Origin of the sequence: Enterobacter sp. 22452 (genome assembly GCF_052045065.1) — a bacterium.
In the GTDB taxonomy this organism is placed as follows: Bacteria; Pseudomonadota; Gammaproteobacteria; order Enterobacterales; family Enterobacteriaceae; genus Enterobacter; species Enterobacter mori.
The window spans coordinates 79977-93155 of sequence record NZ_JBQEOB010000008.1; the positions used below are offsets into that span (position 1 = coordinate 79977).

At 53.1% G+C, this 13179-nt stretch carries 15 protein-coding genes; 10 read left to right on the plus strand and 5 right to left on the minus strand.

Annotated elements, in window-relative coordinates; genetic code table 11:
* The first annotated feature begins 201 nt into the window (after positions 1 to 201).
* The gene (gene slyB / locus ACTJJA_RS19935) at positions 202 to 669 is read left to right on the plus strand and encodes an outer membrane lipoprotein SlyB (RefSeq protein WP_420985646.1); all 468 of its coding nucleotides are present in this window, start codon (positions 202 to 204) and stop codon (positions 667 to 669) included.
* 198 nt (positions 670 to 867) lie between these two features.
* Positions 868 to 2229 (plus strand): MASE4 domain-containing protein, encoded by a 1362-nt coding sequence (locus tag ACTJJA_RS19940; RefSeq protein ID WP_440669005.1) that lies wholly within the window; start codon positions 868 to 870, stop codon positions 2227 to 2229.
* A 40-nt stretch (positions 2230 to 2269) separates the two neighbouring features.
* Here the strand turns inward: ACTJJA_RS19940 and slyA are convergent, their stop codons facing one another.
* Complete coding sequence (slyA, locus tag ACTJJA_RS19945) at positions 2270 to 2710, minus strand: transcriptional regulator SlyA (RefSeq protein ID WP_029485052.1); 441 nt, start codon at positions 2708 to 2710, stop codon at positions 2270 to 2272.
* A gap of 186 nt (positions 2711 to 2896) precedes the next feature.
* Here slyA and ACTJJA_RS19950 point away from each other — a divergent pair, with 186 nt between their 5' ends.
* From ACTJJA_RS19950 to ACTJJA_RS19960, 3 genes are read left to right on the plus strand one after another with little or no spacing between them, the layout of a single operon-like run.
* Positions 2897 to 3133 carry a DUF1656 domain-containing protein gene (locus tag ACTJJA_RS19950; RefSeq protein WP_010430338.1) on the plus strand — a complete coding sequence of 79 codons (237 nt, stop codon included), beginning with the start codon at positions 2897 to 2899 and terminating at the stop codon, positions 3131 to 3133.
* A gap of 2 nt (positions 3134 to 3135) precedes the next feature.
* A complete protein-coding gene (locus ACTJJA_RS19955) occupies positions 3136 to 3999 on the plus strand; it encodes an efflux RND transporter periplasmic adaptor subunit (RefSeq protein ID WP_256459706.1) in 864 nt (287 codons plus the stop codon).
* Positions 3996 to 6029, plus strand: coding sequence for an FUSC family protein (locus ACTJJA_RS19960; protein WP_440669006.1), 2034 nt, complete (start codon positions 3996 to 3998; stop codon positions 6027 to 6029). The genes ACTJJA_RS19955 and ACTJJA_RS19960 overlap by 4 nt, the downstream gene beginning before the upstream one ends.
* Here ACTJJA_RS19960 and sodC read toward each other — a convergent pair.
* From sodC to ACTJJA_RS19975, 3 genes are all read right to left on the minus strand, one after another.
* Positions 6008 to 6526: a superoxide dismutase [Cu-Zn] SodC gene (gene sodC / locus ACTJJA_RS19965; RefSeq protein ID WP_010430333.1), complete on the minus strand. Its 519-nt coding sequence runs from the start codon at positions 6524 to 6526 to the stop codon at positions 6008 to 6010. The two genes, ACTJJA_RS19960 and sodC, sit on opposite strands and share 22 nt — an antisense overlap.
* A gap of 80 nt (positions 6527 to 6606) precedes the next feature.
* Positions 6607 to 7503 carry an aldo/keto reductase gene (locus tag ACTJJA_RS19970; protein WP_089600251.1) on the minus strand — a complete coding sequence of 299 codons (897 nt, stop codon included), beginning with the start codon at positions 7501 to 7503 and terminating at the stop codon, positions 6607 to 6609.
* Between the two features lie 48 nt (positions 7504 to 7551).
* Entirely contained in the window at positions 7552 to 7791 is a 240-nt protein-coding gene (locus ACTJJA_RS19975) for a DUF1289 domain-containing protein (protein ID WP_010430327.1), read from the minus strand.
* Positions 7792 to 7939: 148 nt separating this feature from the next.
* Here ACTJJA_RS19975 and eptA point away from each other — a divergent pair, with 148 nt between their 5' ends.
* The 5 genes from eptA (at position 7940) to rnt (ending at position 12620) form a co-directional block, all read left to right on the plus strand.
* The gene (gene eptA / locus ACTJJA_RS19980) at positions 7940 to 9580 is read left to right on the plus strand and encodes a phosphoethanolamine transferase EptA (protein WP_440669036.1); all 1641 of its coding nucleotides are present in this window, start codon (positions 7940 to 7942) and stop codon (positions 9578 to 9580) included.
* 26 nt (positions 9581 to 9606) lie between these two features.
* Entirely contained in the window at positions 9607 to 10206 is a 600-nt protein-coding gene (locus tag ACTJJA_RS19985; protein ID WP_100166913.1) for a TetR/AcrR family transcriptional regulator, read from the plus strand.
* Positions 10207 to 10259: 53 nt separating this feature from the next.
* The gene (locus tag ACTJJA_RS19990) at positions 10260 to 11357 is read left to right on the plus strand and encodes an alkene reductase (RefSeq protein ID WP_010430318.1); all 1098 of its coding nucleotides are present in this window, start codon (positions 10260 to 10262) and stop codon (positions 11355 to 11357) included.
* A gap of 99 nt (positions 11358 to 11456) precedes the next feature.
* Positions 11457 to 11864 (plus strand): lactoylglutathione lyase, encoded by a 408-nt coding sequence (gene gloA / locus ACTJJA_RS19995; RefSeq protein WP_010430317.1) that lies wholly within the window; start codon positions 11457 to 11459, stop codon positions 11862 to 11864.
* Between the two features lie 96 nt (positions 11865 to 11960).
* Positions 11961 to 12620: a ribonuclease T gene (gene rnt / locus ACTJJA_RS20000; RefSeq protein ID WP_042718996.1), complete on the plus strand. Its 660-nt coding sequence runs from the start codon at positions 11961 to 11963 to the stop codon at positions 12618 to 12620.
* A 77-nt stretch (positions 12621 to 12697) separates the two neighbouring features.
* On the opposite strand, the gene grxD is transcribed toward rnt, so the two are convergent.
* Positions 12698 to 13045, minus strand: a complete 348-nt coding sequence (gene grxD, locus ACTJJA_RS20005) for a monothiol glutaredoxin 4 (RefSeq protein WP_010430312.1) — start codon at positions 13043 to 13045, stop codon at positions 12698 to 12700.
* Positions 13046 to 13179: the final 134 nt, after the last annotated feature.

Sequence of the window (13179 nt, forward strand, 5' to 3'; positions counted from 1 at the left end):
GTGCTTTGCTATGCGGAGATAATATTTTTTAACAATGTCAGACAGGCGGCACGCGGGAAGTCCGTTTATCTTCCGTTAAGCCAAATTCAAGTACAATTTTCTGATAGTTAGTGCAAAGATATGAAGTATGGCCCGTAATGCCATATAATTTAGCCATAATGGATGCCCGAACCGGGCGTTTTGGGTGAACAGGAGATTCAAATGATTTTACGTGTACTGGGCGTTTCGCTGATTGGTTTAACACTCGCTGGTTGTGTGAATGACAGTTCACTTTCTGGCGACGTCTATAGCGCTTCTGAGGCTAAACAAGTTCAGAACGTGACTTACGGTACCATTGTTAATGCGCGTCCTGTTCAAATTCAGGGCGGCGATGAAAACAACGTAGTGGGTGCTATTGGCGGTGCGGTTCTGGGCGGCTTCCTCGGTAACACCGTAGGCGGTGGTACGGGCCGTTCGCTAGCGACAGCAGCTGGTGCCGTTGCCGGTGGTGTCGCAGGCCAGGGCGTTCAGGGTGCGATGAACAAAACCCAGGGCGTGGAGCTGGAAATCCGCAAAGATGACGGTAGCACCATTATGGTCGTTCAGAAACAAGGCAGCACCCGTTTCTCCGCTGGCCAGCGTGTTGTTCTGGCGAGCAATGGCCGTCAGGTGACGGTTTCCCCGCGTTAATCTGATAACGGATGTGGCTCTCGGGCCACATCCATTTACAAAATACATCATTTGAATGAATATATTTACAATATATATTTATTGCACTTATTATTAATGTTATCCGATATTGTTTCTGCGCAAAGTATTTATTGAATTAATAGATTAGACTCATCGCACTTAGCTCTTTTAATTCATTATAACTTTGTTAAAAATTATATGCTTGCGATGAGTCGTTTTGTAAAAGGTCGTTATATCTCGTTCTGTCTCGGTTGCATTGTTGTCATCGGGATATTACAAACGTTATTTATCAAACTGGTGGAATGGATCCCCTCCTTTTCACCGTTTCTGTTCCCGACGCTCACCATTTTCCTGCTGGTATTTCACCTCTTTATTGCCTGTTTTATGGCAATGAAATACTGGTGTGACAGGAAACGGTTGTATCTGGTAGCGATCGCCTTCGCCTTTGCCGGTTCGGCATTGTTGATGATTGGCACGCTGTCGAGTTTCCCGGCCTGGCTGGATCTCTATCAATTTAATGTCGTCAACTATAACGATGCGATGATTTACTACATGTTCCGCCATCTGTTGATGGCGATACTGATCATCGTCTCGGCATTACTCTACACCACGCGGAATCAGCCACTGTCACGGCTGACGCATGTTTCAATTATTAGCGGGTTATTTGTCTTTACCTTTTGTACCGTGTTTCTGGCCTGGGTCTATTCAAGTCATTCAGATTTGTTATCAATTGACCTGGTGGATAATGAAACCCGCCAGTTTATGGTTCTCTGGAGCCAGTGCATTAATATTTCATTAATTGTGCTGTGGATAGTGACATTAGCAACGCTGATGTTTATTACGCGCGTACGCAACCTTTTCTGGGTCGGGGGGAATTTCCTCTGCGTCTGTTATGTGGTCACGCTGTCAATGCTGTTAGTGGGTGGGCATGCCGAAGATATCTCCTGGTATCGCGCCCGTTTATTTGAAACTGTCGCGACGCTGCTTATTATTTTTGTCCTGCTTTACGACGTTTTCAATTTGTATCGTGAATCACATTTAAAGTATCAGCAGTCTTATCAGAACTCGATTCGCGATCCGCTGACGCGTCTTTATAACCGCAGTTATTTTTATGATTCATTAAATCAGGCGCTGGCTATCGCCAAAGCCAGCCGTCCGGTTTCGGTGATTGTCAGCGATCTCGATCGCTTCAAACGCATTAACGACAACTACGGGCACTTGCAGGGCGACAAGGTGCTGCAGTTTGTCTCTAACCTGCTGATGGATTCCGTGCGACCGCAAGATATCGCGGCACGTATCGGCGGCGAGGAGTTTGTCCTGATGCTGGAAAATACCTCTTCAGAAGAGGCACGCCAGGTCGCTGAACGCATCCGTATAAAGTTAAGCAGCTTTGATAAAGCCAGCAGTGAGGGGCAACTGCCAGAGCCGATTACGATCAGTATGGGCGTCTTCACGGCAACATCGTCGGACATAACCGCCGAGAAGTGTGTAGAAAGTGCGGATAAGGCGATGTACGAGGCCAAAGAGACTGGCCGAAACCGCGTGGTGATTTTCCAGTAAAAAGAGAAAGGCCTTGCTCATGCAAGGCCTTTTTTACTTCTCAGTCGCGTGACTGCAACTCATGAATGTTTTGCTCAAGACGCCCAATGAGGCTGATGAGCATTTCCAGTTCTTCAGGTGATACTCCGGAGAGGATTTCACCTCGCGTTTTACTGATAACGGCTTCCATCTCAGTAATGATAGGCGCCGCTTTTTCCGTCAGTTTAATCCGCTTCGCGCGACGATCGCTGGCACAGGTTTGCCGGGAGATGAGTCCTTTCTCTTCCAGCTGATCGAGCGTACGCACCAGTGACGGTTGCTCAATACCGATCGCTTTTGCCAGTTGAATTTGCGACTGCTCGGGCGGTAGCTGATGAATGTTATGCAGCGTGACCCAATGCGTCTGTGTCAATTCCAGAGGTTTCAGGCGATGGTCAATCAGAGCACGCCAGACGCGTACCAACCTTGCCAGATCAGAACCTAATGGCGATTCCAATTTCATCTCCTTATAATTAGCTTGCTAAGTTATTATACTGATTTTAGAATAGTGTGCAGTATTTATATTGCCAAAACAAATGCATTACTGCATTCAACATTAATAAAAGTATGATTTACACTGAATACACATGTTACTTCATTGTAAGACAGGCCATCGTGGCACTCAGTTCACTGCAAAGGACCACTGCTCGTGACGTTCTCGTTAAACTCCACGGGGTTACCCCTCCAGGACCTGATCTTTGGTGCATCAGTCTATTTTCCTCCCCTGTTTAAAGCCGTACTGGTGGGCTTTGCTATCTGGCTTGTCGCACACCGACTCCTGCGAGACTGGATGTATTCCGGCGAGATCTGGCACCCCATGCTGATGGATCTCTCCCTGTTTGCCCTCTCCGTATGCCTGGGCCTTGCTGTGTTGACCGTGTGGTGAATATGTCTCTGAAAACGCTGAAATACTTTTCCACTCTTCTTGTTCTGGCGCTGGCGCTGATTGCCGGTTGGTGGATGTGGAACTATTACATGCAGTCCCCCTGGACACGCGACGGTAAAATTCGGGCTGAGCAGGTCAGCATCACACCGCAGGTGTCTGGAAGCATCACGACGCTTCTTGTTAAGGATAACCAGTTCGTCAAAAAGGGAGACGTTTTATTCCGTATTGATGATACGCCCTTTCATATCGCCATCCTCAACGCCCAGGCACAGCTAGCGAAAGCGCAGTCCGATCTCGCGAAAGCCAATAACGAAGCGACCCGCCGTCGGCATTTGTCGCAAAACTATATCTCTGCCGAAGATTTAGACACTGCCAACATAAACGTTAAGGCTATGCAAGCCAGCGTTAACGTGGCGGAAGCGACGCTCAAGCAGGCGCAGTGGGCGTTAACGCAAACGGTGGTGGAAGCACCGGTCGATGGCTGGGTGACAAACCTCTCTGCCCGCGTGGGGAACTATGCCACTACCGGTCAACCCGTTTTTGCCTTAGTCGACAGCCACTCTTTTTATGTCGTGGGCTATTTTGAAGAGACCAAGCTTCGGCATATTCAGGAAGGGGCACCTGCAACCATCACCCTCTACAGCGGTTCGAACAGGTTACAGGGTCACGTTTCCAGCATTGGGCGCGCCATTTACGATCAAAGCGTTGAGACGGATTCCGGCCTGGTACCCGATATTAAACCTAACGTTCCGTGGGTTCGTCTGGCACAGCGCGTTCCGGTTCGCGTAGAGTTTGATAACCTGCCCCAGAATCTCACGCTGGTTTCAGGCACGACCTGTACTGTTTCTATCGGAACGCGCAGATGAACCTGCGGGTGCTCTCCTGGCAAAACCTTCCGTGGGTAAAAGCATCGCGCCCTCAGTGGCGTTACGCGCTGCGAAACGGCATTGCCATGTGCCTTGCGCTGACCGTCGCCTATTACCTGAATCTGGATGAACCCTATTGGGCGATGACCTCTGCGGCGGTGGTAAGCTTCCCGACCGTCGGTGGGGTCATCAGCAAAAGTCTGGGGCGCGTGGCCGGAAGCCTGCTGGGAGCCACCGCAGCGTTAATCATTGCGGGGCATACGCTAAACGATCCGTGGCTCTTTTTACTGAGCATGGCGGCCTGGCTGGGGTTTTGTACCTGGGCCTGCGCCCATTTTACCAATAACGTTGCCTACGCATTCCAGCTGGCGGGTTATACCGCCGCCATTATTGCCTTTCCCGTAGTGAATGTACTCGACACCACCGAGCTATGGGACATTGCCCAGGCACGCGTCTGTGAAGTGATTGTCGGCATTCTTAGCGGTGGGTTTATGATGATGATCCTGCCCAGTACCTCCGACGGTACAGCGCTTATCACCGCCCTGAAGACCATGCATGCCCGCTTACTGGAGCATGCAAGCCTTCTCTGGCAACCAGATACCAACGATGAAATCCGTCTGGCCCACGAAAAGGTCATCGGGCAGATCCTGACCATGAATCTTCTGCGCATTCAGGCCTTCTGGAGCCACTATCGCTTTCGTCGTCAGAACAAACTCCTTAACTATTTGCTGCATCAGCAGTTGCGGATGACCAGCGCTATCTCCAGCCTGCGTCGAATGCTGCTCAACTGGCCCACGCCGCCTGCCAACACGCGCGCCGTCATTGATGCCTTGCTGACTGCCCTCGCCCGCCCGGATACGGACATCTACACCGTGGCAAGGATCATCGCCCCGCTCGTTCCCGTCGATGAGTACGATTACCGTCACCGCGCGTTCTGGCAGCGCCTGAACTATTTTTGTCGGCTGTATCTGCGAAGCAGTCGCTGGATCAACGCGGTCGAAAATTCCAGTCCAATAACGGAATTCACCGTCCCCAGCAGCCCGGCGCTGGCGCGCCACACCGACTATATGGAAGCGCTGTGGAGCGGTTTTCGCACCTTTTGCGCCCTTACCCTCGTTGGCGCGTGGAGCATCACCACGCAGTGGGAATCCGGCTCTGCGGCCTTGACGCTTGCCGCCATCAGCTGCGTGCTCTATTCCGTTGCCGCGTCACCGTTTAACTCGCTTACGCTGCTTTTGCGCACGCTGCTGTTGCTGTCGCTGTTCAGTTTTGTGGTGAAGTTCGGATTGATGGTTCAGATAAGCGACCTGTGGCAGTTCCTGCTGTTCCTGTTCCCGCTGTTAACCACCATGCAGCTGCTGAAGCTGCAAATGCCCAGGCTGGCCGGTCTTTGGGGGCAGCTGATTGTCTTTATGGGGTCGTTTATCTCAGTGACGAATCCACCGGTGTATGATTACACCGACTTTCTCAATGACAATCTGGCGAAAATCCTCGGTGTGGGTCTGGCGTGGCTGGCGTTCGCCGTACTGCGGCCGGGTTCTGATGCGCGTAAAAGCCGCAGACATATCCGTGAGCTAAGACGGGGATTTGTCGACCAGCTTAGCCGTAAACCGCATCTGCGTGAAAGTGAGTATGAATCGCTGGTTTATCACCATGTCAGCCAGCTCAATAATAGCCAGGACTCTCTTTCCCGCCGCTGGCTGTTACGCTGGGGCGTGGTACTGCTGAACTGTTCACACGTCGTCTGGCAGCTTCGTGCGTGGGAAACGCGTTCCGACCCGCTGTCGCAGGTGCGTGATGTCTGCCTCTCCCTGCTACGTGATGTGATGAGCGAGCGCGGCGTCCAGCAGCGGCCGCTGGAAACCACGCTGGCTGAACTGCAGCGGATCTGCGATACCCTTGCGCGGCATCACCTGCCCGCGGCTCGTGATTTGGCCTCGATAATCTGGCGCCTGCACTGCTCGCTGTCGCAGCTGGAACAGGCACCGCCACCGGGAACGATTGGGGATCAGATCACGCCACAGGCATAGCGTGCTCCGCCACCCCCGAGGGGTTTAGGCTGATCGGACATGTTATCGCCGCCGACATGGATCATCAGCGCTTTCCCTTTCACCTCGTCCAGCTTTTTCAGACGAGGCGCCACCACCGGATCCGTCGCTTTACCGTCATTGTTCACCACCAGCACAGGCAAATCGCCCAAATGCCCCATTCCCTCCGGGCCTTCATGCTTGCCGGAATGCTGCGGATCGAGGTGACCCCCTGCAGCTTCCGCCGCCGACGGTTTGCCTTCTTTTAAAGCGGGCTGACAGCTGCCTTTAGCATGGACATGGAAACCATGTTCACCGGGAGGAAGTGCTTTGAGGTTGGGGGCGAACTCCAGTCCTTTATCGGTCTCCGTGATCTTCACCGTACCGATGGACTGACCTACCCCCTGTGAGGTGACGAGATTCATTTCTACTTCGTCGCTGGCTGCCTGCGCCCCTGCGCAAACAACCAGCGTGACCAATGCCAGAGCAAAACGCTTCATATGACCTCCGCTGGTTATTTTTTGCCCCTTAAGTGTATACCAGAGGCAAAGATTTCACCGGAAAGCCACCTTATGGCGGTTTATGGTACGTCGTAACCCAGCGCGGCCTTGCGGATGCGGAACCACTGCTGACGGCTCATCTGCAGCTCTTCGGCCGCCAACGCGGACCGCACACGCTCAATTTTACCCGAACCGATAATCGGCAGTGGTTTAGACGGCAGACGCAGGATCCACGCATAGACCACCTGCTCAATGCTTTCGGCATTCAGTTCGCGGGCAACGGTTTCCAGCTCGTCACGCAGGGGCTGGAATTCATCGTCATTGAACAAACGACCGCCGCCCAGGCATGACCACGCCATAGGACGGATGCGCAGCTGCTGCAGCTGATCGAGCGTACCATCCAGCAGCAGCGGCTGGTGTACTGGAGAAATCTCGACCTGATTAGTGGCCAGGGTAAACGGCAGACGCGATTGCAGGAGCGCAAACTGCGCCGGGGTGAAGTTAGACACCCCAAAGTGTCGGACTTTGCCACTCTGGTGCAGATTCAGAAACGCTTCCGCCACCTCATCGGCATCCATCAACGGGTCCGGACGATGGATCAGCAGCAGATCGATATGATCGGTTGCCAGATTCACCAGAGATTGCTCGGCACTCTTAATAATGTGTGCGCTGTCGGTAATGTAGTGGCCGAGCGCGTTTTCAGGTTTCGCGGTGGTGGCGATCCCGCACTTGGTGACGATCTCCATCCGCTGACGCAGGGCTGGCACCAGCTTTAGCGCCTCACCGAAGGCAGATTCACACTGATAGCCGCCATAGATGTCGGCATGATCGACGGTGGTGATGCCTAAATCGAGATGCTCTTCAATGAAGCTTGCCAGCTGAAGCGGGGACATATTCCAGTCCATCAAACGCCAGTAGCCCATGACAAAACGGGAGAATTCCGGGCCCTGCGGGGCAAGGGTAATACGCTGAACCATAACATTTTCCTCAAGAACGTGATGTCATGAGTATACGCAATTACCGTGTTAAAACAGTGAAGGTTGCTGGGGTTCTTCGGTTTCCCCCGCTTTGTTTGCGCGAATTTTGCGCAGCAGACGCTGTCGGCAGAGGCGAAGCACGTCCTGCTTTTGTGTATCGCTAAAGTTTTGCCAGTTAAACCGCTCGTCACGGGTACGCATACACCCACGGCAATAGCCGCGTTCATCAACCTGACAAATCCCCCGGCACGGGCTCTGGATGGGGAAAAATTCCAGTTGCTCTGCCACACTCACCTCCACAAATCGACCATCACTTACAGTGAAGACGTTATGCGCCTACTGTGCAAGAGATTTACCACCGTTTTGTGGCATTAAGGTTTCACTAATCTTCCCTCTCTATACTCGCCGCATCACTATAAAGAATGGTTTGCTTATGATGTGGTTTGCAAAAAAGTTACACTGTAACGATATTAAATTCACTCTGGGTTGTGCGCTTTTCTTCACTGCGCTAAATGCACTTTTTATTCAGCGCAGCTGGGCCATTATCGCCCCTGCACATCTGCACGATATCCTCTTCGCCGCTTCCGTACCGTTGGTGCTGTTTTGCGGCTGGGTGATTGTCTTTAGCCTGCTTAATATTCCCTTTATTCGTAAGCCGCTGCTGATTGTCCTGACCATGGGATGTGCTGCCGCGACCTACTTTATGTACACCTACGGCGCGGTTATCGATCAGAACATGATTGTGAACGTGTTTGAAACCAATTCCCAGGAAGCCACGGCACTGCTCACGCCGCAGATGATCCTGTGGATTGCCGTTGCCGGTATTGTCCCTTCCGTCATACTCGCACTGACGCGGATCCGTACCGGGAAATGGTGGTATGCGCTCCTGATGCGCTTTGCAGCAATGCTGGGGGCACTTCTGGTCATTATTCTGGTGGCTGCTGTCTTTTATAAAGATTACGCCTCGCTGTTTCGGAATAATAAAAGCATTGTCAAAATGGTCACGCCAGCGAACTACGTCAGCGCCGTCGTGAAATACAGCAAAATGCGCTGGTTTGCGGGCGACCAAACGCTGGTACGCATCGGTGAAGATGCCCATAAAGGCCCACTGATTGCCGGGCAGCAGAAAAAAACCGTGCTGGTGCTGGTCGTCGGTGAAGCCTCACGCGCGGCAAACTACTCGCTCAACGGTTACGGGCGCGAAACTAACCCGGAACTGAAAAAGCAAGACGTCATTAACTTCCCGCAGGCCTCGTCCTGTGGTACCGAAACCGCCGTTTCTGTCCCTTGTATGTTTTCCGGCATGACCCGGAAAAAATACGATGCCGACCTCGCGCGTCACCAGGAAGGTCTGCTCGATGTGCTTAACCATGCAGGCATCAATCTGCTGTGGCGCGATAACGATGGCGGCTGTAAAGGTGCCTGCGATCGTGTGCCGCACACAGATATGACGCAGTGGAAACTGGATCAATTCTGCAAAGACAAAACCTGCATTGATGATGTGGATCTCTATCGTCTGGATAATGTGCTGGACGGTCTGAAGCAAGACACGGTACTGGTTATCCATCTGATGGGCAGTCACGGTCCGGCGTATAGCAAACGCTATCCGGACAGTTTCCGAAAATTTACGCCAACCTGTGATACCAACGAAATTCAGGACTGCGATCATCAGGCGCTGATGAACACCTATGACAACACCATCCTCTATACCGACAGTGTGGTCAGTAAAACGATTGACGCCTTAAAAGCCCGTCAGGCCAACATGAACACGGCGCTGATTTATCTTTCCGATCACGGTGAATCACTGGGTGAAAGCGGGATTTATCTGCACGGTACGCCGTACATGCTGGCGCCCGAGCAGCAAACGCATATTCCCTTTATGTTCTGGCTCTCACCTGACTACGCGAAAAATTATGGCGTCAACGAGCAGTGTTTGCGTGACCATGCAGCAAAAGATGCGGTATCGCAGGACAATTTGTTCGCCACCGTACTGGGTATGATGGACGTGAAATCAACGGTTTATCAGCAACAGATGGATATTTTGTCGCCATGTCGTCACTCAGCAAGCTTGCATTAGACCGAACGGTCTATTAGAGTGCATCCATGAGCAGACACACTGAACACGATACACGCGAACATTTACTGGCAACCGGCGAGCGTCTTTGCATGCACCGCGGGTTTACCGGTATGGGGTTGAGTGAGTTACTGAAAACCGCTGAGGTGCCGAAGGGGTCGTTTTATCACTACTTCCGCTCCAAAGAAGCCTTTGGCGTGGCCATGCTGGAGCGGCATTACGCCAGCTACCATCAGCGCCTTGCCACCCACTTCGCCAGCGGTGCAGGTAACTACCGCGATCGTGTTCTGAACTACTATCAGGAAACGCTGACGCAGTTCTGTCAGCAGGGCATCATCAGCGGTTGCCTGACGGTAAAACTCTCTGCGGAAGTGTGCGATCTCTCCGAAGATATGCGCGCGGCGATGGATAAAGGTGCCAGCGGGGTTATCGCCCTGCTCGCGCAGGCGCTGGCGAAGGGGCGTGATGAAAACACACTCTCCTTCCCCGGTGACCCGCTAACACAGGCTCAGGTTTTATACTCCCTCTGGTTAGGAGCCAACCTGCAGGCCAAGATTTCTCGCAGTGCCGTGCCGCTCGAAAGCGCGCTGGCACATGTAAAAAGCAGTATTACTGCGCCTGGCGCTTAGCAGGCGTTTTTATTTACATTATTACTAGTCGACTGGTCTACTCAGGAGTCGTTATGTCCGCTGAAAAGTTATTTACCCCACTGAAAGTGGGCGCCGTTACCGCGCCAAACCGTGTGTTTATGGCCCCGCTGACCCGTCTTCGCAGCATCGAGCCGGGTGACATCCCAACGCCTCTGATGGGTGAATATTACCGTCAGCGCGCAAGCTCAGGCCTTATCATCTCAGAAGCCACGCAGATTTCTGCCCAGGCGAAAGGCTATGCCGGTGCACCCGGTCTGCACAGCCCGGAACAGATTGCCGCGTGGAAGAAAATCACCGCAGGCGTGCACGCAGAAGATGGCCGCATTGCGGTTCAGCTGTGGCACACCGGCCGTATCTCGCACAGCAGCATCCAGCCTGGCGGTCAGGCTCCGGTGTCCGCTTCTGCCCTGAGCGCAAATACCCGAACGTCCCTGCGCGATGAAAACGGCAACGCCATCCGCGTCGATACCTCCATGCCGCGCGCGCTGGAGCTGAACGAGATCCCTGGCATTGTGAACGATTTCCGTCAGGCCGTGGCGAACGCCCGTGAAGCCGGTTTCGACCTGGTTGAGCTGCACTCTGCACACGGTTACCTGCTGCACCAGTTCCTGTCACCGTCCTCTAACCACCGCACGGACCAGTACGGCGGCAGCGTCGAAAACCGCGCGCGTCTGGTCCTGGAAGTGGTGGATGCGGTTTGTAAAGAGTGGAGCGCAGACCGTATTGGTATTCGCGTCTCCCCAATTGGTTCTTTCCAGAACGTCGACAACGGCCCGAACGAAGAAGCGGACGCGCTGTATCTGATTGAAGAGCTGGCGAAACGCGGTATTGCTTATCTGCACATGTCCGAGCCGGACTGGGCAGGCGGCCAGCCTTACACAGAAGCATTCCGCCAGAAAGTGCGCGAGCGCTTCCACGGTGTGATCATCGGTGCGGGTGCGTATACCCCAGAAAAAGCGGAAGATCTGATCGGCAAAGGTCTGATCGACGCGGTCGCGTTTGGCCGTGACTTTATTGCGAACCCGGATCTGGTTGCCCGTCTGCAGAAGAAAGCGGAGCTGAACCCACAGCGCCCTGAAAGCTTCTACGGCGGCGGCGCGGAAGGCTACACCGACTACCCTTCGCTGTAATCCCCCATTGTGCATTGATAGCGGCGACATTTCGCCGCTATACTAAAACATCGTTTCTGTTCAAAAAGTTACTCCATTCTATTGGTTAATGAGGAAATTATGCGCCTACTTCACACCATGCTGCGCGTTGGCGACCTGCAACGTTCCATCAATTTCTACACTAACGTTCTGGGCATGACGCTGCTGCGCACCAGCGAAAACCCTGAATACAAATACTCGCTGGCGTTCGTGGGTTACGGCCCGGAAACCGATGAAGCCGTCATCGAACTGACCTACAACTGGGGCGTGGACAGCTATGAGCTGGGCACCGCATACGGTCATATCGCGCTGGAAGTGGACAACGCAGCGGAAGCCTGCGAGCGCATCCGCAGCAACGGCGGCAACGTTACGCGTGAAGCGGGCCCGGTAAAAGGCGGCACCACCGTGATTGCGTTTGTTGAGGATCCCGACGGTTATAAAATCGAACTGATCGAAGCCAAAGACGCTGGCCGCGGTCTGGGCAACTGATCCCGCAGGGCGCACTATGCGCCCGTAGTTTTACTGCATCCCCTCTCAAAATTTGCCATAATGCGCACTGCTTTTTTCCCCTTGTAAGAGACCCTGATGTCCGATAACGCTCAATTTACCGGTCTGTGCGACCGTTTTCGTGGTTTTTATCCCGTTGTCATTGATGTAGAAACAGCCGGATTTAACGCTAAAACCGATGCGCTGCTTGAAATTGCCGCCATCACGCTGAAGATGGATGAACAGGGCTGGCTTACACCGGACACCACGCTGCATTTTCATGTTGAACCTTTCGAAGGGGCAAACCTGCAGCCAGAGGCGCTGGCCTTTAACGGTATCGATCCGAAAAACCCGCTACGTGGCGCGGTCAGTGAATATGACGCGCTACACGCCATTTTTAAAATGGTGCGCAAAGGCATGAAAGAGAATGACTGTAGCCGCGCCATTATGGTGGCCCATAACGCGACGTTCGACCACAGCTTTACGATGGCCGCCGCAGAGCGCGCCTCGCTGAAACGCAACCCGTTCCATCCGTTTGTGACCTTTGACACCGCAGCGCTAAGCGGTCTGGCGCTGGGGCAAACGGTCTTGTCTAAAGCCTGCATCACGGCAGGGATTGAGTTTGACGGCACCCAGGCGCACTCGGCGCTCTACGACACAGAGCGTACGGCAGAACTGTTCTGTGAAATTGTGAACCGCTGGAAACGTCTGGGCGGCTGGCCGCTGCCGATGGATGATGAGGCCGATCGCCAATCGTAGGCCGGGTAAGCGCAGCGCCACCCGGTAAAAAAAAAGCGACCACACTAAGCGGGTCGCTTTTTTATTAACGCAGAAACTTACTCTGCGTCTGGTTCTTCCGTTTTGTACTTCGCCGCCGTCTCTTTGATCAGCTGCTGCAGTTCGCCACGCTGATACATTTCAATCAGGATGTCGCAACCGCCCACCAGCTCACCGTCAACCCACAGCTGTGGGAAAGTCGGCCAGTTTGCGTATTTTGGCAGCTCAGCGCGGATGTCCGGGTTCTGCAGGATATCAACGTAAGCAAAACGCTCACCACAGGCAGATAACGCCTGAACCGCTTGCGCGGAGAAACCGCAGCTTGGCAGCTTCGGAGAACCTTTCATGTACAGGAGAATCGGGTTTTCAGCGATTTGTTGCTGAATTTTTTCAATAGTGGTGCTCATGTCTTGCTTCCTTTAACTTCTGTTACGGCATTCGTCTGACATTGTAGCGGTTCAGACAGACATCGGAAAATAACATTTTCGTCACGTCTTACTATTTTAACGGCTAACGCTAAAAGATGCATTGCTAATGACGC

What these genes read in the sequence shown, in the direction of transcription:
- ACTJJA_RS19955 (WP_256459706.1), top strand. Translation starts at nt 3,136, where the DNA reads ATGTCTCTGAAAACGCTGAAATACTTTTCCACTCTTCTTGTTCTGGCG.
- sodC (WP_010430333.1), bottom strand. Translation starts at nt 6,526, where the DNA reads ATGAAGCGTTTTGCTCTGGCATTGGTCACGCTGGTTGTTTGCGCAGGG.
- slyB (WP_420985646.1), top strand. Translation starts at nt 202, where the DNA reads ATGATTTTACGTGTACTGGGCGTTTCGCTGATTGGTTTAACACTCGCT.
- gloA (WP_010430317.1), top strand. Translation starts at nt 11,457, where the DNA reads ATGCGCCTACTTCACACCATGCTGCGCGTTGGCGACCTGCAACGTTCC.
- ACTJJA_RS19970 (WP_089600251.1), bottom strand. Translation starts at nt 7,503, where the DNA reads ATGGTTCAGCGTATTACCCTTGCCCCGCAGGGCCCGGAATTCTCCCGT.
- ACTJJA_RS19985 (WP_100166913.1), top strand. Translation starts at nt 9,607, where the DNA reads ATGAGCAGACACACTGAACACGATACACGCGAACATTTACTGGCAACC.
- ACTJJA_RS19960 (WP_440669006.1), top strand. Translation starts at nt 3,996, where the DNA reads ATGAACCTGCGGGTGCTCTCCTGGCAAAACCTTCCGTGGGTAAAAGCA.
- ACTJJA_RS19940 (WP_440669005.1), top strand. Translation starts at nt 868, where the DNA reads ATGCTTGCGATGAGTCGTTTTGTAAAAGGTCGTTATATCTCGTTCTGT.
- grxD (WP_010430312.1), bottom strand. Translation starts at nt 13,045, where the DNA reads ATGAGCACCACTATTGAAAAAATTCAGCAACAAATCGCTGAAAACCCG.
- slyA (WP_029485052.1), bottom strand. Translation starts at nt 2,710, where the DNA reads ATGAAATTGGAATCGCCATTAGGTTCTGATCTGGCAAGGTTGGTACGC.
- rnt (WP_042718996.1), top strand. Translation starts at nt 11,961, where the DNA reads ATGTCCGATAACGCTCAATTTACCGGTCTGTGCGACCGTTTTCGTGGT.
- eptA (WP_440669036.1), top strand. Translation starts at nt 7,940, where the DNA reads ATGTGGTTTGCAAAAAAGTTACACTGTAACGATATTAAATTCACTCTG.
- ACTJJA_RS19990 (WP_010430318.1), top strand. Translation starts at nt 10,260, where the DNA reads ATGTCCGCTGAAAAGTTATTTACCCCACTGAAAGTGGGCGCCGTTACC.